The 17,618-nt window shown below is 73.7% G+C and carries 16 protein-coding genes; 11 read left to right on the forward strand and 5 right to left on the reverse strand.

Features of this window, described 5'->3' with window-relative positions:
• Positions 1-101: 101 nt before the first annotated feature.
• Positions 102-341 carry a chaplin ChpG gene (gene chpG / locus ACZ7MG_RS17515; RefSeq protein ID WP_046708543.1) on the reverse strand — a complete coding sequence of 80 codons (240 nt, stop codon included), beginning with the start codon at positions 339-341 and terminating at the stop codon, positions 102-104.
• Between the two features lie 300 nt (positions 342-641).
• Here chpG and ACZ7MG_RS17520 point away from each other — a divergent pair, with 300 nt between their 5' ends.
• From ACZ7MG_RS17520 to ACZ7MG_RS17560, 9 genes are all read left to right on the forward strand, one after another.
• Positions 642-1,751, forward strand: coding sequence for a DUF3344 domain-containing protein (locus ACZ7MG_RS17520; protein ID WP_471379802.1), 1,110 nt, complete (start codon positions 642-644; stop codon positions 1,749-1,751).
• A 39-nt stretch (positions 1,752-1,790) separates the two neighbouring features.
• Positions 1,791-2,972, forward strand: a complete 1,182-nt coding sequence (locus ACZ7MG_RS17525) for a glycosyltransferase (RefSeq protein WP_471379801.1) — start codon at positions 1,791-1,793, stop codon at positions 2,970-2,972.
• The gene (locus ACZ7MG_RS17530) at positions 2,969-4,423 is read left to right on the forward strand and encodes an exopolysaccharide biosynthesis polyprenyl glycosylphosphotransferase (RefSeq protein ID WP_471379799.1); all 1,455 of its coding nucleotides are present in this window, start codon (positions 2,969-2,971) and stop codon (positions 4,421-4,423) included. The genes ACZ7MG_RS17525 and ACZ7MG_RS17530 overlap by 4 nt, the downstream gene beginning before the upstream one ends.
• A gap of 2 nt (positions 4,424-4,425) precedes the next feature.
• Complete coding sequence (locus ACZ7MG_RS17535; RefSeq protein ID WP_471379798.1) at positions 4,426-5,781, forward strand: O-antigen ligase family protein; 1,356 nt, start codon at positions 4,426-4,428, stop codon at positions 5,779-5,781.
• Entirely contained in the window at positions 5,778-7,505 is a 1,728-nt protein-coding gene (locus ACZ7MG_RS17540; protein WP_471379796.1) for a lipid II flippase MurJ, read from the forward strand. The genes ACZ7MG_RS17535 and ACZ7MG_RS17540 overlap by 4 nt, the downstream gene beginning before the upstream one ends.
• Before the next feature lie 88 nt (positions 7,506-7,593).
• Positions 7,594-8,286: a polysaccharide deacetylase family protein gene (locus ACZ7MG_RS17545; protein ID WP_471380532.1), complete on the forward strand. Its 693-nt coding sequence runs from the start codon at positions 7,594-7,596 to the stop codon at positions 8,284-8,286.
• Positions 8,287-8,293: 7 nt separating this feature from the next.
• Positions 8,294-9,442, forward strand: coding sequence for a glycosyltransferase (locus tag ACZ7MG_RS17550; protein ID WP_471379795.1), 1,149 nt, complete (start codon positions 8,294-8,296; stop codon positions 9,440-9,442).
• Positions 9,443-9,462: 20 nt separating this feature from the next.
• Positions 9,463-10,107: a YveK family protein gene (locus ACZ7MG_RS17555; protein ID WP_471379794.1), complete on the forward strand. Its 645-nt coding sequence runs from the start codon at positions 9,463-9,465 to the stop codon at positions 10,105-10,107.
• Positions 10,104-11,243, forward strand: coding sequence for a GNAT family N-acetyltransferase (locus ACZ7MG_RS17560; RefSeq protein ID WP_471379793.1), 1,140 nt, complete (start codon positions 10,104-10,106; stop codon positions 11,241-11,243). Before ACZ7MG_RS17555 ends, ACZ7MG_RS17560 begins: the two co-directional genes overlap by 4 nt.
• Positions 11,244-11,265: 22 nt before the next feature.
• Here ACZ7MG_RS17560 and ACZ7MG_RS17565 read toward each other — a convergent pair whose 3' ends face one another.
• Positions 11,266-12,684: a glycoside hydrolase family 26 protein gene (locus ACZ7MG_RS17565; RefSeq protein ID WP_471379792.1), complete on the reverse strand. Its 1,419-nt coding sequence runs from the start codon at positions 12,682-12,684 to the stop codon at positions 11,266-11,268.
• Between the two features lie 197 nt (positions 12,685-12,881).
• Here ACZ7MG_RS17565 and ACZ7MG_RS17570 point away from each other — a divergent pair, with 197 nt between their 5' ends.
• Complete coding sequence (locus ACZ7MG_RS17570) at positions 12,882-14,165, forward strand: carboxylate--amine ligase (protein WP_471379790.1); 1,284 nt, start codon at positions 12,882-12,884, stop codon at positions 14,163-14,165.
• Positions 14,165-15,424, forward strand: a complete 1,260-nt coding sequence (locus ACZ7MG_RS17575) for an NAD(P)-binding domain-containing protein (RefSeq protein ID WP_471380530.1) — start codon at positions 14,165-14,167, stop codon at positions 15,422-15,424. The genes ACZ7MG_RS17570 and ACZ7MG_RS17575 overlap by 1 nt, the downstream gene beginning before the upstream one ends.
• 48 nt (positions 15,425-15,472) lie before the next feature.
• Here ACZ7MG_RS17575 and ACZ7MG_RS17580 read toward each other — a convergent pair whose 3' ends face one another.
• The 3 genes from ACZ7MG_RS17580 to ACZ7MG_RS17590 all read right to left on the reverse strand — a co-directional run bounded on the left by ACZ7MG_RS17580 (position 15,473) and on the right by ACZ7MG_RS17590 (position 17,603).
• Positions 15,473-16,564 (reverse strand): chaplin, encoded by a 1,092-nt coding sequence (locus ACZ7MG_RS17580; RefSeq protein ID WP_471379789.1) that lies wholly within the window; start codon positions 16,562-16,564, stop codon positions 15,473-15,475.
• A gap of 110 nt (positions 16,565-16,674) precedes the next feature.
• Complete coding sequence (locus tag ACZ7MG_RS17585; RefSeq protein ID WP_471379788.1) at positions 16,675-16,932, reverse strand: chaplin; 258 nt, start codon at positions 16,930-16,932, stop codon at positions 16,675-16,677.
• A gap of 260 nt (positions 16,933-17,192) precedes the next feature.
• Positions 17,193-17,603 (reverse strand): rodlin, encoded by a 411-nt coding sequence (locus ACZ7MG_RS17590; protein WP_471379787.1) that lies wholly within the window; start codon positions 17,601-17,603, stop codon positions 17,193-17,195.
• Between the last annotated feature and the right edge of the window lie 15 nt (positions 17,604-17,618).

Below are 17,618 nucleotides of genomic sequence, written 5' to 3' on the forward strand. Positions count from 1 at the left end.
CCATTCGGGGCAACACGAACCGGCCGCCCTCCCCGTGGGGAGGACGGCCGGTTCGTGATTTAACGCGCGAACGTCAGTGCGGGGACGTCAGTCCTCGAACGTCAGTCGTTGAAGCACTTGTTGCCGAACGAGGGGTTCAGCAGACCGATGACGTTGATGGTGTTCCCGCACACGTTGACCGGCACGTGGACCGGAACCTGCACGACGTTGCCCGACAGCACGCCCGGGGAGTGAGCGGCGAAGCCCTTCGCCTCGCTGTCGGCGGTGGCGACGCCGGCGGTGCCCGCCACGGCCGCGGCAGCAACGGAGGTCAGGGCCAGGCCCTTCGCGATACGCGACATGGAGAGGTGCTCCTTGGAGTTGATGCAAAAAACACTCGGGCGGGGATGCCCGGCGCGGGGAACAACGCGCGGCGGGCACCGGGGGTTGTGCCTCCAAAGGAGTGATCTCCGAAAACGCCTGCTTCACCGATCCGACACAGTTGGCGCGTTCCGCAGATAAGTACGCATAGCGGGCTAGAGTTGCGCACCTCCCCAGGCCGCCGCGGTCTTTATCAGATCCGCAGGATTTCGGCCTTTCGACGGTCCGCGACATTCCCCCGACAAGCCCCCGAACGAGCTCCCGAAAGGGCACCGCCGGTCATGCGCATTCACCCGGGTCCTCTGCTGCGTCGCGCCATGGTGGGCTGCTGCGCCCTCGCCGCCCTCTGGGGGCCCGGCGCCGCCGCGACGGCCGCGCCCCCCGCTCCCTCGCCCGAGGCCGAGCGCCTCGCCTTCACCGAGCGCTACCGGGCCCTGCGGCACGGCGGCATCGTCCGCGCCGCCAACTCCTCCATCACCTGCCGTACGACGGTGGCGTCGTGCGCCGACGCGCGCGCGGGGCGTACCGGCGCGAACCCGGCGCGCACCGCCGTCAACGACGACTTCGACATGTTCTACATCGACGTCGACCAGGACCCGAACACCTACAACTCCAGCCGGGGCGAGGTCCGGCTGCCGCCGGGCGCGCGGGTGTCGTACGCCCGGCTGTACTGGGGCGGGAACCTGCGGGTGGGTGAGCAGAAGCCGCCGAAGGACAACGGGCGGGTGCTGATCGCGGAGCCCGGCGGCGCGTACAAGGAGGTGCTCGCGGACTCGGTGGTGGGGCACCGGGTGGCGCGCGGCGCGGACGCCTTCCAGGCCTCGGCGGACGTCACGGAGCTGGTGCGGTCGAGCGGTTCGGGGCTCTACACGGTGGCGCAGGTGAACGTGGCCATGGGCCGTTCGGCGGCCGGGGCGTGGGGCGGCTGGACGCTGGCGGTGGCGTACGAGAACCCGGCGGAGCCGCTGCGGCACCTGGTGATCGGGGACGGGTTCGACGCGCTCACGGCCGACGGGGAACAGCTGATCCGGCTGCGGGACACGGCCTTCCCCACGGGCGCGCGGGGCACCGTGGGCCTGGTCGCCTACAACGGGGACCGCGGGCGCACCGGTGATTCGCTCACCGTTTCGACGGGTGAAGGTGAAGCCGGCGCCCTGGAGGACGCGGCCAACCCCCATGACGACGTACTCAACTCGACGATCAGCCAGCCAGGGGTGGTTGTCGCGGGGCGTACGCCCGCGTACGCGAACACCCTCGGATACGACTCGGACGTTCTCGAACTGGACGATGAAATCCGCCATGGGGGTGACCAGTTGGCCTTCCGGCTCGTTTCGCAGCGGGACGCGGCTTGGGTCGGGGCGCTCTTCGTCGCCGTCGACGCCAAGCCGTGACGCGCGCCGCCCGGCGCCGCCCTTGAGCGAGGAACCCGCATGCATCTGTCACCATCCGACCCTCCGTCGCGGGTCCTGCATCTCACGCAGCCGGTCGACGGCGGCGTGGCCCGCGTCGTGACGGACCTGGTGCGGGCCCAGCTCGCCGAGGGCCTGCGCGTCGCGGTGGCCTGCCCCGACGGTCCGCTCGCCCCGGGGCTGCGGGCGCTCGGCGCGGACGTGCGCCCCTGGGCGGCCACCCGGTCGCCGGGGCCCGCGCTCCTGTCCGAGGTGCGCCGGCTGCGGCGGATCCTCGACGACGTACGGCCCGATCTGGTGCACGCGCACAGCGCGAAGGCCGGGCTGGCGGGCCGACTCGCCGTACGGGGGCGCGTGCCGACCGTGTTCCAGCCGCACGCCTGGTCCTTCGAGGCGGTGGAGGGCGCGATGGCGGCGCTGGCGCTCGGTTGGGAGCGAAAGGGGGCGCGTTGGGCCTCCCGGGTGGTGTGCGTCAGTGAGGCGGAGCGGATCACCGGGGAGCGGGCCGGGGTACGGGCGCGCTGGACGGTGATCCCGAACGGCGTCGACGCCGGGCGCTTCCACCCCGCCGCCGTGGACGCCGTGCGCGCCGGGATCCCCCTGCTCGAAGGGGTCGATCCGGCCGCGCCGCTGGTGGTGTGCGTGGGGCGGCTGTGCCGGCAGAAGGGGCAGGACGTGCTGCTCACCGCGTGGGACGCGGTGCTGCGGCGGGTGCCCGGGGCGCGGCTGGTGCTGGTCGGGGACGGGCCGGCAGCCGAGCGGCTGCGGGCGGCGGCGCCCGAGGGGGTGCTGTTCGCCGGAGGTGTCGCGGACGCGGTGCCCTGGTACCAGGCGGCCGATCTGGTGGTTCTGCCGTCGCGGTGGGAGGGCATGGCGCTGGCGCCGCTGGAAGCCATGGCGTGCGGGCGGCCGGTCGTGCTCACCGAGGTGGACGGGGCCCGCGAGAGTCTGCCGCCGGGACAGGAGCCCGTGCCCGTCGAGGACCCGGCCGCGCTCGCCGCGGCCGTCGCCCGTCTGCTGCTCGATCCGCTGCGGCGCGAGTCGCTCGGCCACGAGGGCCGCCATCACGTACTGACCACGCACGACGTACGGCACACGAACGAGGCCGTCGCGGGCCTGTACCGCGAACTGCTCGGCGGGGCGGGCGGCCGGCGCGGGAAAGCCACCGAGGCCACCGAGTACAGGGAGTCGATCCACACGTGACCGCGGAACGTACGGAGAGCACCGTCTCCTCCCCCGGCGGACAGCAACGCGAGTTCGGCGGCTCGTCCGTCTCGGTGGTTCCGGCGCGCGAGACCGTCGGCGGCCTGGTCCCGCGGGCCGGGCGGCGGCCCGTCGCCCGGCCTCCCTCGGGGCTGCCGCTGCTCGCCGTGGACGGCGGCGCGGCCCTGCTCGCGGTGCTGGCGCTCACCGGCGACACGACCCCCGGACGCCCGCTGATGGCCGCCCTCCTGGCCCTGACCGTGGCGTGGCTGAACACCCGCGCGCGCCTCTACCGGCCGCCCGCCGTGCCCGCCGCGCTCGACGAACTGCCCGCGGTCTGCGGGCGGATCGTGCTCGGCTGGTGCGTGCTCGCCGCCGGGGTGGCCACGCACTCCCCCGATCACGCGCTCACCGCCCATGAACTGGCCCTCGGCTGCGCCCTGCAGTCGGCGGCGGCCTGTGCCGGGCGGGGCTCGGTGCACTGGAACCGCCGCCGGGCGCTCGTCCGGCGCCCCGGCGCGGCCCTGGTGGTGGGCCCGGCGGCGACCGCGCAGCGCGTGGCCGCCGCGTTCCTGCGCCACCCGGGGTGCGGCATCCGGCCCGTCGGCGTGGTCGCCGACCAGGCGGCCGGAACCGAGGGCCTGCCCGTGCTGACCACCCCGGAGGAGGTACGGCGGGCGGCCGTCCAGAACGGCGTCCAGGCCGTCCTCGTCGTCGGCTCCCGCACCGAACGCGCTCCGCTGCTGCGGACGTTGGAGGACGGCGGCTGCGCGCTGTGGGAGGTGGACCCCGAGTCGCCCTCGTACGACCGGGACGGCTCGACCGAGCTGCTCGCCGGGTTCGCCTGCCGTCGCCTGGTACTGACGAGGACGCATGAGGCGTTCGGCAAGCGGCTGTTGGACGTGGCGGTGTCCGGGGCGCTGCTGCTGCTGGTGAGTCCGCTGCTGCTGGTGTGCGCGGTCGTCCTGCGGCTGAGCGACGGGCCGGGGGTGGTGTTCCGGCAGGAGCGGATCGGGCGGGACGGGCTGCCGTTCACCCTGCTGAAGTTCCGTACCCACCGCCCCGCCGACGACCACGAGGCGGCGACCCGGTGGAGCGTGGCGAACGAGCAGGAGATGGGCTGGTTCTGCCGCTTCCTGCGACGCAGTTCGCTGGACGAGCTGCTCCAGCTGTGGAACGTGCTGCGCGGCGACATGAGCCTGGTCGGCCCGCGCCCCGAACGGCCCTACTTCGTGGCCAAGTTCGGCCAGACGTACCCGGGTTACGCGGCCCGGCACCGGATGCGGACCGGCATCACCGGACTGGCCCAGGTCACCGGGTTGCGCGGGGACACCTCCATCGAGGACCGGGCCCGCTTCGACAACGCGTACATCGACAACTGGTCGCTGTGGCAGGACCTCTGCATTCTGGTGCGCACGGCCGCCGCGCTCGTCCGTCCCACGGGGAGCTGACCGTGACGTCTCCGCGCGCCGCGGCGCCCCTTCGCTCCGCCCTGCCCGTCCTGCCCGTGGTCGCCGTGGTCGCCGCGCTCGCGCTGCCGATCACCCAGGGCGCCGAGGGCGGCGCGACCCCGGCCGACGCCGTCTCCGGGCTGCTGGTGCTGTGGTGCGCCGTACGGCTGCTGCGGGACCGGCGGCGCCCCCTGACCCGTACGGCCGCGGTGGTCCTCGGGCTGCCGGTGTGCGGGCTCGCGCTGGCGGCGGCCGGGGCGGGCGACCCCGGGGAGGGGATCGCCGGGCTGGGCCGGTACCTCCAGATCTTCGTACTGGTGCCGATGGCGGTGCTGCTCTGTGTCCGGAGCCGGTCGGACTTCCGGGTGGTGGCCTGGTCGTTCGTGGGGCTCGCGCTGTGGCAGGGCGCGGTCGGCGTGCACCAGTACGCCACCGGGACGGGCGCTTCGTACGCCGGTGAGGACATCCGGGCCGTGGGGACCTTCGGGGCCGGGGACGTCATGGGGATGGCGACCGTGGTGTCGTTCGGGCTGGTGTGCGCGGTGGGTCTCGCGCTGGCGCCCGCGACGGCGCGGCAGCGGGTGTGGGCGGTGGTCTGCTCGGTGCTGCTCGTGCTGCCGCTCGCGGTGTCGTTCAGCCGGGGCGCGTGGATCGCCACGGCCGTGGCGTGCGGGCTCCAGGTGGTGCTGGCCGGGCTGCGGCGGGCGGTGGTGGTCTTCGCGGGCGTCGCCGCCGTGGGTGTGGTCCTGGTCGGCGGGCTCGGGATCGGGTCCTCGATGATCCAGGACCGGATCAGCAGCATCACCCAGGTCGCCGACGCGCCGGACCAGTCGGTCACCGACCGGTACACGATGTGGGCCGCGGCCGGCGGTATGTGGCGCGAACAGCCGCTGACCGGCGTCGGGTTGAAGGGCTTCCCCGAGCACCGCGACGGTCACGCCTCGCTGGCGCTCTCCTCCGGCAGCGACATCGCCGGCGCGGGCACGGCCTACCAGAAGCAGCCGCTGCTCTCGCCGCACAACATGTATCTGCTGGTCCTGAGCGAGCAGGGACTGATCGGCCTGCTGACGCTCGGCGGGAGCTGGCTGGCGCTGGCGGTGTGCGGGGCGCGGGGGCTCGCGCGGGTCCGGCGCGAACCCGGTGCCGCCGGGCTCGACTGCGGGATCGTCGCCTGCGGGCTGATCGCCTGGATCCTGGTCGACTTCATGTACGCGGACATCGGCGGCCCGACGACCGCGCTGACGGCCGTCTGCTTCGGGCTGGTGGCGTGGTGGGCACTGGCCGACCGGACCGCCACGGGCGCCGCTCCGGTCGGGGCCGCCGCGGCCCGCGTACCGGAGGGGGCCGGGGCGCGATGACCATGACGCCTCCCGAGACACCTCCCGAAACACCTCCCCAGACGCCTTCGCAGCCGCCGCCCGTGTCCCCGGCGGGCTCCCCCGAGCCCGACCCGGTGGTGCCCGGCGCGCGGGCCGCCGACGATCTCTCGGAGGTCGCGCCGCCCACGGGACGGTTCCTCGCGAAGGCGACGCTCGTCACGGCGGCGCTCACGGCGGCGGCGGCGCTGCTGGGGCTCGGCCGGGACCAGGCGCTGTCGTATCTGTTCGGGGCCGGCAGCGAGACGGACGCCTTCCTGGTGGCCTGGACGGTCCCCGAGTTCGCGGCGACGCTGCTGATCGAGGACGGCATGGCGTTCGTGCTGGTGCCCGCGTTCAGCGTGGCCGTGGCCCGCCGGGCCCGGGGCGGCGCGGGCGACCCGGTCCGCGCCCTGGTCGCCTCTACGCTGCCCCGACTGACGCTGGCTTTCGTGGCCGCCGCCCTGCTGCTGATCGTCGGCGCGCCCTATCTCGTCGAGGCGCTCGCCCCCGGGCTCCCCAACCCTCAACTGGCCGTCGACTGCACCCGTTTGACCGGCACCTGTGTCCTCACCTTCGGCCTCGCCGGCTACTGCAGCGCGGCCCTGCGCGCCCACCGCCGGTTCATGGCCCCCGCGGCGATCTACGTGGCGTACAACGTCGGGATCATCACGGCGATGTTCCTGCTCGGCGGGCGCTGGGGGGTGCGGGCGGCGGCCGTGGGCGTCGCGGTGGGCGGCGTCCTGATGATCCTCACCCAACTGCCCGCGCTGCTGCGGCAGTTGCGTCGCAAGGAGCGGACACCCCAGGGTCCGGGAGCCCTACCGGAGGCCGAGAGCGAAGCCGGCGGTGACGGCGCCCGTCCCGTCGAACTCACCCTCATCACCACGGTCCTGCTCTTCGCGCTCTGCCGTCAGTCCCAGGTCCTCATCGAGCGCTTCCTCGGCTCGACACTCCCCGCCGGCGCCATCTCGCATCTCAACTACGCGCAGAAGGTGGCCCAGATCCCGATGACGTTCTCGCTGATGCTGTGCACCGTCACCCTCCCGGTGGTGGCGCAGGCGATGGCGGAGGGCGACACCGAGCGGGCCCGCAGCCGGGTGGAGAAGGACCTCGCGCTGGTGTCGTGCATCGTGCTGCTCGGCGCGGCGGCCATCTTCGCGTGCGGGCCGCAGATGATCGAACTGCTCTTCCAGCGCGGCGCGTTCACCGCGCGGGACACCGCCGCCACCGCCGCCGTGATGCGTGTGTACGCCCTCGGTCTGCTCGGCCACGCACTGGTCAGCGCGCTCGTCCGGTCGTACTTCTCGGCCGGCCGGCCCACCTGGTACCCGCTGGCCGCGATGGCCGCCGGGATCGTCGCGACCTCGTGGATCGGCGCGGCCACCGTCGGCTCCTGGGGTGTCCTCGGCATCGCCGCCGCCAACGCCGTCGGCATCACCCTGACCGCCCTGCTCCTGCTGTACGGGATGGGCGGCCGGGCGGTGCCGATCCGGGTCCGGCAGGTGGTGACCGAGATGAGCAGGCCGGTCCGGGCGGCCGTGGCCGCGGGCGTGGTGGGGATGTACTGCGCCGACCGGATCGACTCGCCCGTCCTCGGTCTCACCGCCGGCGGCGCGGCCGTCGCCTTCGTCTTCGTCCTGCTGGCCTCGGCCATGGGCGCCGCCGGCGTCACCCCCGCACTCCGTTCCGTCACACGAAGGCTGTCGAATGTCCGTATCCGCTGACCGCCCGTCCGTCCCCGCCGGCCGCAGACCCTCGGCCCCCGGCCGCGGACCGGCCGGGTCCGCCACCGCCACCCCCCTGTGGGTGGCCATGTACCACTCGGTGGGCGACTGCTCCGACGACCCGTACCGCGTCACCGTCTCGCCCGACCGCCTCGACGCCCAGCTGGGCTGGCTGCGGCGACGGGGCCTGCGCGGGGTGGGCATGGCCGAGCTGCTCGCCGCCCGCGCCCGGGGCGAGGGCCGGGACCTGGTGGGACTGACCTTCGACGACGGGTACGCCGACTTCGTCGAGCGCGCGCTGCCGCTGCTGCGCGCGCACGACTGCGGGGCCACGCTCTTCGTGCTGCCGGGCCGGCTCGGCGGCGAGAACGCCTGGGACCCGCTGGGCCCGCGCAAGCCGCTCCTCGACGAGGAGGGCATCCGGACGGCCGCCGGGACCGAGGGCATCGAGATCGGCTCGCACGGGCTGACCCATGTCGACCTCACGAAGGCGGACGACGAGACCCTGCGCGCCGAGACCGCCGACAGCCGGGCCCTGCTGTCGAAGCTGGTCGACGCTCCGGTCCAGGGCTTCTGCTACCCGTACGGCACCCTCGACCAGCGGGCCGCCGACGCCGTACGGGACGCCGGCTACTCGTACGCCTGTGCCATCGACCCGGGTCCGCTGAACGGCCCGTACGCGCTGCCCCGGGTGCACATCGGCGAGGAGGACACGGCCCTGCGGCTGCTGCTGAAGCGGAAGCTGCACCGGCTGCGCCGGCGGCCCGTCGAGGGGGTCTGAGACCGACGTGAAGGCACTGCACATCATCACCGGCCTCGGTGTCGGCGGCGCGGAGCAGCAACTGCGGCTGCTGCTGCGGCATCTGCCGGTCGACTGCGACGTGGTGACGCTGACCAACCCGGGTCCGGTCGCCGACGGGCTCACCGCCGACGGCGTCCGGGTCACCCACCTCGGCATGGGCGGCAACCGCGACCTCGCCGCGCTCCCCCGGCTGGTGCGGCTGATCCGCAAGGGCGGCTACGACCTCGTCCACACCCATCTCTACCGGGCCTGCGTCTACGGCCGGATCGCCGCCCGGCTGGCGGGGGTCCGCGCGGTGGTCGCCACCGAACACTCGCTCGGCGACTCCCAGATGGAGGGCAGGAGGCTCTCCGCCGGAGTGCGCGCCCTGTATCTCGCCAGTGAGCGCCTGGGCCGGTCCACGGTCGCCGTCTCGCCGACCGTCGCCGACCGGCTGAAGCGCTGGGGCGTGCCGGACCCCCGGATCGAGGTCGTCCCCAACGGCATCGACCTCGACGGTTTCCGCTTCGACGCGGACCTGCGCGACCTGACCCGGCGGCGGCTCGGGCTGCCGGAGGACGCGTACGTCGTCGGGGGCGTCGGACGGCTCGCGGCGAGCAAGCGGTTCGACGTGCTGATCCGCGCGCTTGGTCAACTCCCGCAGGACTGCTGGGTGTTGATCGTCGGTGGCGGCCCGGAGGAGAGCGTGCTGCGGCGGGCCGCCCAGCGGGCCGGGGTCGCCGATCGGGTGCTGCTCACCGGGGAGCGCCCGGCCGCGGGCGCCCCCGGCGCGGATCTGCCCTCCCTGATGAACGCCATGGACGTGCTCGCCTCGCCCAGCGCCGAGGAGGCCTTCGGGCTCGCGGTGGTGGAGGCGATGGCGTCCGGGCTGCCCGTGCTCTATGTCTCCTGCCCGGCGATCGAGGACCTGCCCCCGGACGCGACCGCCGGCGCGCGGCGGGTCCAGGGGGGCGCGGAGTCGTTCGTACGCGCCCTGCTGGACCTCCGCGCGCAGGGCCCGCGCTCCCGTGGCGTCCCCGCCGCCGCCCAGCACTACTGCATCACCCGCAGCGCCGCCCAGCTCATGGACGTGTACGCGGCCGCCGTCTCCAGCACGCCCTCGCCAACCCCGTCCCTGGGAGTGAGTTCCGCATGACCGACCGTACGCCTGAACGTATGACCGACAGCCCCGACCGTGGGCCCGCCTCCCTCGCCCGCTCCAGGTCCCTGCCCCCCTGGTCCCTGCTGGCCGCCGGTGCGCTGCTCGGCGGGCTGGCCGGGGGCGCGTACGGCGTGGTGAAGGCGCCCGTCTACACCGCCACCAGCTATGTCGTCGCCGTGCCCGGGGAAGGGTCGGACTCGCAGTCGGCGCTGGGCTTCGCGCAGGCGTACGGGCGGGTGGCGACACAGGTCGCGGTGCTCGGGGACGCCCAGGTGTGGGCGGGGGTGCCGATCTCGACGCTGCGCAGGAGCGTGCAGACGGCGACCTCGCCGGACGCGCCGATGGTGGCCGTGTCCGCCACCTCCTCACGGCCGGACCTCGCCGCCGACATGGCCAACGCCGTCTCCCGGGCGCTGACCCGGCACGCCAACGACTCCGTCGGGTCGACGCGCGTCGAGTTGCAGGAGTTCGCCCGTGCGACCAGGCCGACCGAGGCGTCCTCGGCGTCGTCGACGGTGACCGGGCTGGTGGGCACCGCCGCCGGCGGGCTGCTCGGCGGACTCGCGCTGCTGGTCCGGCCCCGACGCTCCCCGGAGACCCCGCCGGCCGCCTCCGTACCGGGCCCCGCGCTCGCCGCCGACGCCCGCGGACAGCTGTGACCAGCACGCTGGACACGGGGGCGAGCACCACCCTGCGCGCCGAACTCTGCACCGACGAGGGCGAGTTCGGCGAGCTGGCCGAGGCCTGGGACCGGCTGTACCGGCGGTGCGGCGCGGCCACCCCGTTCCAGAACCACGCCTGGCTGCACTCCTGGTGGCTGTCGTACGGCACCCCCGGCAGGCTGCGGCTGGTCGTGGTCCGGGACGGCGCCGAGCTGCGCGCGGTCGCCCCGCTGATGCTCGTGCGGCGGCCGCTGCCCGCGCTCGTCCCGCTCGGCTGCCCGATCTCCGACTTCGCGGATGTGATCGTCGACGACGAGTACGCCGAGCAGGCGTCGGCCGCGCTCGCCGAGGGGCTGTCGGCCGCCGCCCGGACCGCGCTGATCGACTTCCGCGAGGTACGGCCGGGCGCCGCCGTCGAACGGATTTACGACCGCTGGTCGGGGCCGCGCCGCAAGGTGGCCGACTCGGTCTGTCTGGAGCTGCCCGCCCAGCCCATGGCCGAACTGCTCAAGCGGCTGCCCAACTCCCGGGCCCAGCGGGTGCGCGCCAAGCTCCGCAAGCTCGGTGACCTGGGCATCGAGCCGCGTGCGGTGCGCCCCGAGGAGGTGGACGCGGCGCTGCGGACCATGCTGGAGCTGCACCGGCTCCAGTGGCAGGACCGCAAGGTGACGACCGAGCACATGCGGCCCCGTTTCTCCGAGCACCTGACCCGCTCGGTCGGGCCGATGGTGCGCTCCGGGGATGCCGTGGTGACCGAGTTCCGGCTGGGCGGCGACGTCCTGGCCGTCGACGTCACCCTGCTCTCGCGGCGGCTCGCGGGCGGCTACCTCTACGGCGCCCACCCCCGGCTGCGCGAGCGCAAGGCGGACGTCGCCACCATGCTGCTCGACGCCTGCGCCGGGCACGTCGGCTCCGGCGCCCACCAGGTGCTGAGCCTGCTGCGGGGCGCCGAGCCGTACAAGCTGCGCTGGCGCCCGGACACCGTCGTGAACCAGCGGCTGCTGCTCGCCCGCCGCCGTACCGCCCCGATCCTGTCGGCGGTCGTCTGTGACGCGGCGGCCCGCTGCCGGGGCAAGGAACTGGTCCGCCGGTGGCGAGCCCGGAAGGAACGCGATGCCGGCGGCGGGCAGTGAACGGCCCGCCGCCGGCTCCGGCTCACCGGTAGCGCGCCCACCAGTCCGTACGGATGCAGAGCTTCCCGCCGATCCAGTACTCCACCCAGTCGCCCAGTTCCAGCGGCGAGCAGTTCGGCGGACGTACGGGCGTGGTGGGAACCGGCTTGGGCGTGGGGGTCGGCGTCGGGGTGGGCGTGGGAGTGGGTACCGGCTTCGGGGTCGCGGCCGTGTCGCGGCCGAAGAGCATCGACCGGTACACCTGCGCCGCCTTCGGGTTGCTCGCGCACTGCCAGACACCGTGCGGGCAGTAGTCCGTGAGCGTGTTGTAGAGCGGCTTGTGCTCGTCCATCCAGGCGAGCATGCGTCGCATGTACTCCGGGTTGTCACCGTTGCGGAAGAGTCCCCATTCCGCATAGGAGATGGGCTTCTTGTGCTCCTTCGCGAAATCGACGTGCGCCTGCAGGCCGTACGGTTCCTTCACCTGTTCGTCGAAGGTGATGCCGCGCGGCTGGTCGTAGGAGTCCATGCCGATGATGTCGACCGTGTCGTCGCCCGGATAGCACTGGGTCCAGGGAATGGCGTCCCGGCCCCTGTTCGGGGTCCAGTCGAACTTGAATTTCTGGCCCGGCACCGCGCGCATCGTGGTGACGATCCTGTTCCAGTACTTCTTCCAGTTCTCCGGGTCGGGCCCGCAGCGATGGGTGTACGTGATGCCGTTCATCTCCCAGCCGAGCACGATCACCGTGTCCGGGATCTTCAACTCGACCAGCCGCTCGGCGAGTCGGCGGTAGTGGCGGTCGAACTCACCGGCGGCGGCGCGGCGCAGCAGCGCGCGGACCTCGGTGTCGGAGACGCCCTCCTCGTTGCGCTCCATCATGGGCACGTTGAGGACGAACATCCGGTCGTCCTCGTCGCGCCGCCACTCCGCCCAGGAGTCCAGGAAGCCGGGCAGGCCCTCGATGTTGGACCAGCGGTCGCCCGGCAGGTAGGTGTGCGCCACCCGCAGGTCGGAGCCGCCCAGCCAGTCGCTCAGCTCGGCGATCCGGGCGACGCCACGGGGTCCGTAGTGCAGATAGGCGCCGATGGCAGGCAACTCCTCGGGAGCCTTCGGGGTCTGCGAGGGAGTGGCCGGCACGGGCGAGGTGCCCGGCGGCGGGACCGACGCGCTCGGTGCGGCCGGTGCGCTCGGTGCCGTCGGTACGGCGGGTACGGGCGTCTGGGCGACCGGAGCCGGGGTCACGGCGGCGGGCGCCGGGGGAACCGTGGGGGTGGCCGCCGGGACGGCCGGTGCCGCGGGGACGGCGGGTGCCGGTGGGTCGGTCACCCGGGTCACCACCGCGCCCACGGCGTACACCGGGACCGACGCGAGGGCGAACGTCGTGACCACGCCGGCCGCGACGAGCGCCAGCCGTCTGTTGCGGGGCCTCCTGTGCCGGGCCCGCCGCTGCTGTGGAGCCATGTCCGCTCCCCTCTCCGCTTTCTTCACTTCACTGCTTTCCGCCGCCGATTTCCACCTACTGACAATCAGTCATACGAATATGAATTCCGCCAACTGGGGCTCCGGCCTTCGGGTGCCCGAATCGCCCGCACGGGTGACCCGACGTCAAAGAAATGTGCGAGGACCCTGTCGAAATGAACGCGTCAATGAACGTGTCGATGAATGAGTCGCCGCTCGACACCCGCGTTCCGGCCGTTCTGCTGCGGACGGACCGCAATCCCTTCCACCACGGAACCCTGGGAGCCGTACGGTCCTTGGGCCGCGCCGGGGTGGAGGTGCATCTGGTCGCCGACTGCGCGGGAAGTCCCGTCCGCAGCTCGCGGTTCCTCCACGCGACGCACACCCCGCCGCGTCTCGGCGCCCGGCACGAGGAGTTCGCCGCCGTGCTGCGCCGGGTGGCGGCCCGGGTGGGCCGTCGGGCCGTCCTGGTCGCGCTGGACGACGCGAGCGCCGTGGCCGTCGGCCGGCTGCGCGCGGAGCTGACGGAGGATTACCTGCTCCCGGACGGCCCCGAGGCCCTCGCCGAGCAGGTGGCCGACAAGGCCGAACTGGCCGCGCTGTGCGGGCGCCTGGGCCTCCCGCACCCGGCGACGGCACTCCCCGACAGTCCGGCCGAGGCGGCGGCAGCAGCGCGCGAGCTGGGTCTGCCGGTGGTCGCCAAGTGGAGCCGCCCCTGGCTGCTGCCCGCCGACGCGGGCCTGCGCAGCACGACGGTGGTGCGCTCCGCCGGGGAGGCGGCGGCCCTGTACCGACGCTCGGCACAGGCGGGCAGCCGGCTGCTGCTGCAGGCGTTCCTGCCGCCGGGGCTCGACCGGGACTGGTTCTTCCACGGGTACGCCGACCGCGCCGGGGTCGTGCGCGCCGGCGGCCCCGGCCGCAAGCTGGGCGCCTGGCCGCCCGGCGCGGGCCTGACCACCGTGGGCCGCTGGACCCCGAACCCCGAGGTCCAGGCCCTCGCCGAGCGGCTGGCCGGGGCACTCGCCTACCGGGGCGTGTTCGACCTCGACTTCCGCCGCGAGGGCCGCACCGGCGCGTACCACCTGCTCGACTTCAACCCGCGCCCCGGCGCGCAGTTCCGGCTGTTCACGGACACGGCCGGCATCGACGTCGTGCGCGCCCTGCACCTGGATCTGACCGGCCGCCGGATCCCGGACGGGACGCCCGTGCCGGGCCGGACCTTCGTCGTGGAGAACTACGCGCCGCTCACCGCGCTGCGCCCGCCACCCCCGCCGTACGCGCCGTCCCGGCCGGGCGCGCGCGAACTGGCCTGGTACGCGCGGGACGACCGCGCCCCCGGCCTCGCCCTGTGGTCCCTGTGGCCCCGCCACGCGCTCGGCCGACTGCTGACACCCCGCACACCCCCTCCCGCCCAGCACGACCGGGCCGCCGGCGAGCACCGGTCCGCGCACCGCGCCGAGAACGAGAAAGCGAGCCGCCCGTGATGTACGACCTGCTGGTGGTCGGCGCCGGCCCGTACGGCCTGTCCATCGCGGCCCACGCCGCCGCGGCCGGGCTCAGCCTGCGCGTCCTCGGCCGTCCGATGGCGTCCTGGCGCGACCACATGCCGCCCGGCATGTTCCTCAAGTCCGAGCCGTGGGCCTCCAACCTCTCCGATCCCGAGGGACGTTGGCGGCTGGACGCGTACTGCGCGGAACAGGGCGTCGAGGCCCGCCACGGCCGCCCCGTCCCGATCGGCACCTTCGCCGCGTACGGCCTGTGGTTCGCCCACCACGCCCTCCCCCCGGTCGACGAACGGACGGTGACGCGCCTTCAGCGTCGCTGCGGGGCCTTCGAGGCGATCCTGAACGACGGTGAGCTGGTCCGCGCCCGCACGGTGGCCCTGGCCGTCGGCGTGCTCCCGTTCGTCGAAGTACCCGCCGTACTGCGCGAGTTGAGCCCATCCCGGGTCTCCCACAGCAGCCATCACCCCACCCTCGACCGCTTCCGGGGCAAGGACGTCACGGTCGTCGGCGGCGGCCAGGCGGCCCTGGAGACGGCCGCGCTCCTCGCCGAACAGGGCACGCGCGTCCGGGTGCTGGCCCGCTCCCCCGCCCTCCGCTGGAACGACGTCCCGCCCCCGCTGGAACGCCCCCTGTGGGACCTGGCCCGCTCCCCGCACAGCGGCCTGGGCTGCGGCTGGCGCAACTGGTTCTACGCGGAACGGCCCGGTTGGTACCGCCGACTGCCCGAGACGAGCCGGGTCCGGGTAGCTGCCGGGGCACTGGGCCCCGCGGGCGCCTGGTGGGTCCGCGACCGCGTCGAACGGGCTGTCGAGGTACGGCTCGGCCAGGAGGTCGCGGTGGCGTACGAGTCGGGCGGTGCCGTGCGTCTGGAGACGGTGGGCCGGGACGGCGGGCTGACCTCGCTGGACACCGAGCACGTCATCGCCGCCACGGGGTTCCGGGCCACCTGCGACCGGCTGGACCTGCTGGCGCGTGACGTCCGCGCGGACCTGGTGCCGCTCGCCGACGGCTCGCCCTCGGTCGGCCGGGACTTCGAGTCCTCGGTCCCCGGTCTGTTCCTCGCGGGCCTCACCACCGCTTCCGGCTTCGGCCCCGCGATGCGCTTCGTGTACGGCGCGTCGTTCACGGCGCCCACCCTCGTACGAGGGGTACGCCGACGGCTGCGCTCGGGGGTGCCCGGTGGGCGGATCCCGGTGCCGGGGGCGCGGGCCGACCTGGCCTCCACCGCCGGGTCGTGACGGGCCCGGGTGCCGGAGGCTCACCGCGCCTCCGGCACCCGGAGCGGCTCAACGACCGGACGCGGCCCGGCCCCGCCGGTACAGGATGGCCCCGCCCGCGATCAGCGCGAGGCTGCCGGCCCCGGCGGCGATCAGCGCCTCACGGTCACTGCCGGTCTCGGGGAGCGTGGGCGGCTTGGTGGGCGGGCTGGTCGGCGGCTGGGACGAGTGCGGGGGCTTCGTCGGCGGGTTCGTGGGCGGCTCGGTCTCGTGCGGGGGCTTGGTGGGCGGGGCCGTCGGCGGCTTGGTCTCGTGCGGCGGCTTCGTCGGGGGCTTCGTGGGGTGCGCGGTCTCCGTGGGCGGCTTGGTCTCGTGCGGGGGCTTCGTCGGCGGGTTCGTCGGAGGCTTCGTCGGCGGCTTCGTGGGCTGCGGGGGCTTGGTGGGCGGAGTCGTCGGCGGTTTGGTCTCGTGCGGAGGCTTCGTGGGCGGGGTCGTCGTCGGCGGGTGATCGCCGTAGCCGCCCTCAGCCTCCTCGTCGTCCGGCTGGTCGCCGTAATCGCCCGAAGAGTCGTCGTGGCCACCCTGCGTGCCGTCGTCGTGGCCGCCCTGCGTGCCGTCGTCGTTCCCGTAGCCGCCGTCGTCCCAGGGGTCCGTGTACTCCGCGGGCTCGTCGTCTGCCTGATGCCCCTGGTCCGCCTGGTCCGCCTGGTCCCCTTGGTACGTGCCGTGTCCCGCGTACTCCTCGTACTCCTCGTAGTCCTCGTAGTCCTCGTACTCCTTGTACGCCGACTCCCAGGGCTCCTCGGGCTCCGGGTCCGCGGCCGGGGCCGCGTAGCGGGGCTCGGCCACCGGAGCGGGCTGCCGCTCGGGGGCGGCCTGGCTCTCCGGGGCGCTCCGGGTGTTCTCCGGGGCGTGGTCACCGGTGTTGGCGCAGGCGTTGCCGATGGACGGGTTGCCTGCCGCGGCGACGTCTACGGTGTTGCCGCAGAGGTTCACCGGGACGGTGACCGGCACCTCGACCGCGTTGCCCGACGCGACGCCGGGCGAGTTCGAGGCGGCGCCGTGCGCGCCCGTGTCCGCGAGCGCCGACGTGCCGTAGAGGGACAGCAGGCCCGTCGTCGCGGCGGCCACGACCATTCTCTTGCGCAGGGTCTGTCGCATCTCGTTCTCTTCCTGCTCGAAGAAGTGGGAAAAGCCGGCCTTGGCGCCGCTGAGGACAATCCAAGGCCGGCTTGGGCACAGCCGAGCGGCTGGTGCGAGGCGTTACGACGTCAGTCGTTGACGCAGATGTTGCCGGCTGCCGGGTTGAGCAGACCGATGACGTTGATGGTGTTACCGCACACGTTGATCGGGATGTGGATGGGAACCTGCACCACGTTGCCCGAGAGGACACCCGGGGAACCGATGGCGGCACCCTTGGCCTCCGCGTCGGCGAAGGCCGGAGTGGCCATTCCCATGGCCATGATCACGCCGGCGACGACAGCAGCGCTCTTCTTGAGCTTCACAACATTTCCCTTCTCCGCGGTCATGCCTCAATTGACGGCCGAAACCGAGCGAGCACAGCATGAACGGCTCGCATCATGACCTGCAGCCTGCGAAACGAGGAATACACACCGGAAGAAACTCAGGAACATGAGGAGCGGGGTAATTCACTCGATCGCCCCGGGAATTATCGGACAGTCGAATCTTCGGCCACTCGAATGGCCGCACAGAAGACAGCGGAAGGGCTCGGACCGCCCGCACGCACCGCGCGGACGGCCCGAGCCGTTTCCCGACTGCCGGCTCTGGATCAGCCGTGGCCGCCGCCGTTGCCGTTGTCCGACAGGATCGGGATGTCCGACAGGATGTGCGACAGCGGCTCGTCACCCTTGGCCTGGGTGGAGTTCTCCGTGCACTGCTGGTTCTGCGGCGCGGAGAGGACCGGGACGTCCTGGAGCAGGGAGACTCCGATGAGCCCGATGCCACCGAGGTTGCCCTTGACCGGCAGGCCGACACAGGGCTTGTTGAGCGACCCCTGCACCAGCGACAGCTGCGGGCTCATGTCGCCCTTGGTCACGGAGTTGCCGAACGCCTGGCTGGCACCGTTGCCGCTGAAAGAGGTGGTCCCACCGTCGTCGGCGAGCGCCTGGGGCGCGGCGGCGGCCGCGAGGCCGGTGATGGAAGCGGCGACCGTGACCGCGGCCATTGCCTTCTTGAACATTTCGCGTTCCTTTCC

It is taken from the genome of Streptomyces sp. NPDC107538 (genome assembly GCF_055657445.1).

What these genes read in the sequence shown, in the direction of transcription:
- ACZ7MG_RS17565 (WP_471379792.1), bottom strand. Translation starts at nt 12,684, where the DNA reads ATGGCTCCACAGCAGCGGCGGGCCCGGCACAGGAGGCCCCGCAACAGA.
- ACZ7MG_RS17555 (WP_471379794.1), top strand. Translation starts at nt 9,463, where the DNA reads ATGACCGACAGCCCCGACCGTGGGCCCGCCTCCCTCGCCCGCTCCAGG.
- ACZ7MG_RS17525 (WP_471379801.1), top strand. Translation starts at nt 1,791, where the DNA reads ATGCATCTGTCACCATCCGACCCTCCGTCGCGGGTCCTGCATCTCACG.
- chpG (WP_046708543.1), bottom strand. Translation starts at nt 341, where the DNA reads ATGTCGCGTATCGCGAAGGGCCTGGCCCTGACCTCCGTTGCTGCCGCG.
- ACZ7MG_RS17575 (WP_471380530.1), top strand. Translation starts at nt 14,165, where the DNA reads ATGTACGACCTGCTGGTGGTCGGCGCCGGCCCGTACGGCCTGTCCATC.
- ACZ7MG_RS17570 (WP_471379790.1), top strand. Translation starts at nt 12,882, where the DNA reads ATGAATGAGTCGCCGCTCGACACCCGCGTTCCGGCCGTTCTGCTGCGG.
- ACZ7MG_RS17545 (WP_471380532.1), top strand. Translation starts at nt 7,594, where the DNA reads ATGTACCACTCGGTGGGCGACTGCTCCGACGACCCGTACCGCGTCACC.
- ACZ7MG_RS17540 (WP_471379796.1), top strand. Translation starts at nt 5,778, where the DNA reads ATGACCATGACGCCTCCCGAGACACCTCCCGAAACACCTCCCCAGACG.
- ACZ7MG_RS17520 (WP_471379802.1), top strand. Translation starts at nt 642, where the DNA reads ATGCGCATTCACCCGGGTCCTCTGCTGCGTCGCGCCATGGTGGGCTGC.
- ACZ7MG_RS17580 (WP_471379789.1), bottom strand. Translation starts at nt 16,564, where the DNA reads ATGCGACAGACCCTGCGCAAGAGAATGGTCGTGGCCGCCGCGACGACG.
- ACZ7MG_RS17590 (WP_471379787.1), bottom strand. Translation starts at nt 17,603, where the DNA reads ATGTTCAAGAAGGCAATGGCCGCGGTCACGGTCGCCGCTTCCATCACC.
- ACZ7MG_RS17585 (WP_471379788.1), bottom strand. Translation starts at nt 16,932, where the DNA reads ATGACCGCGGAGAAGGGAAATGTTGTGAAGCTCAAGAAGAGCGCTGCT.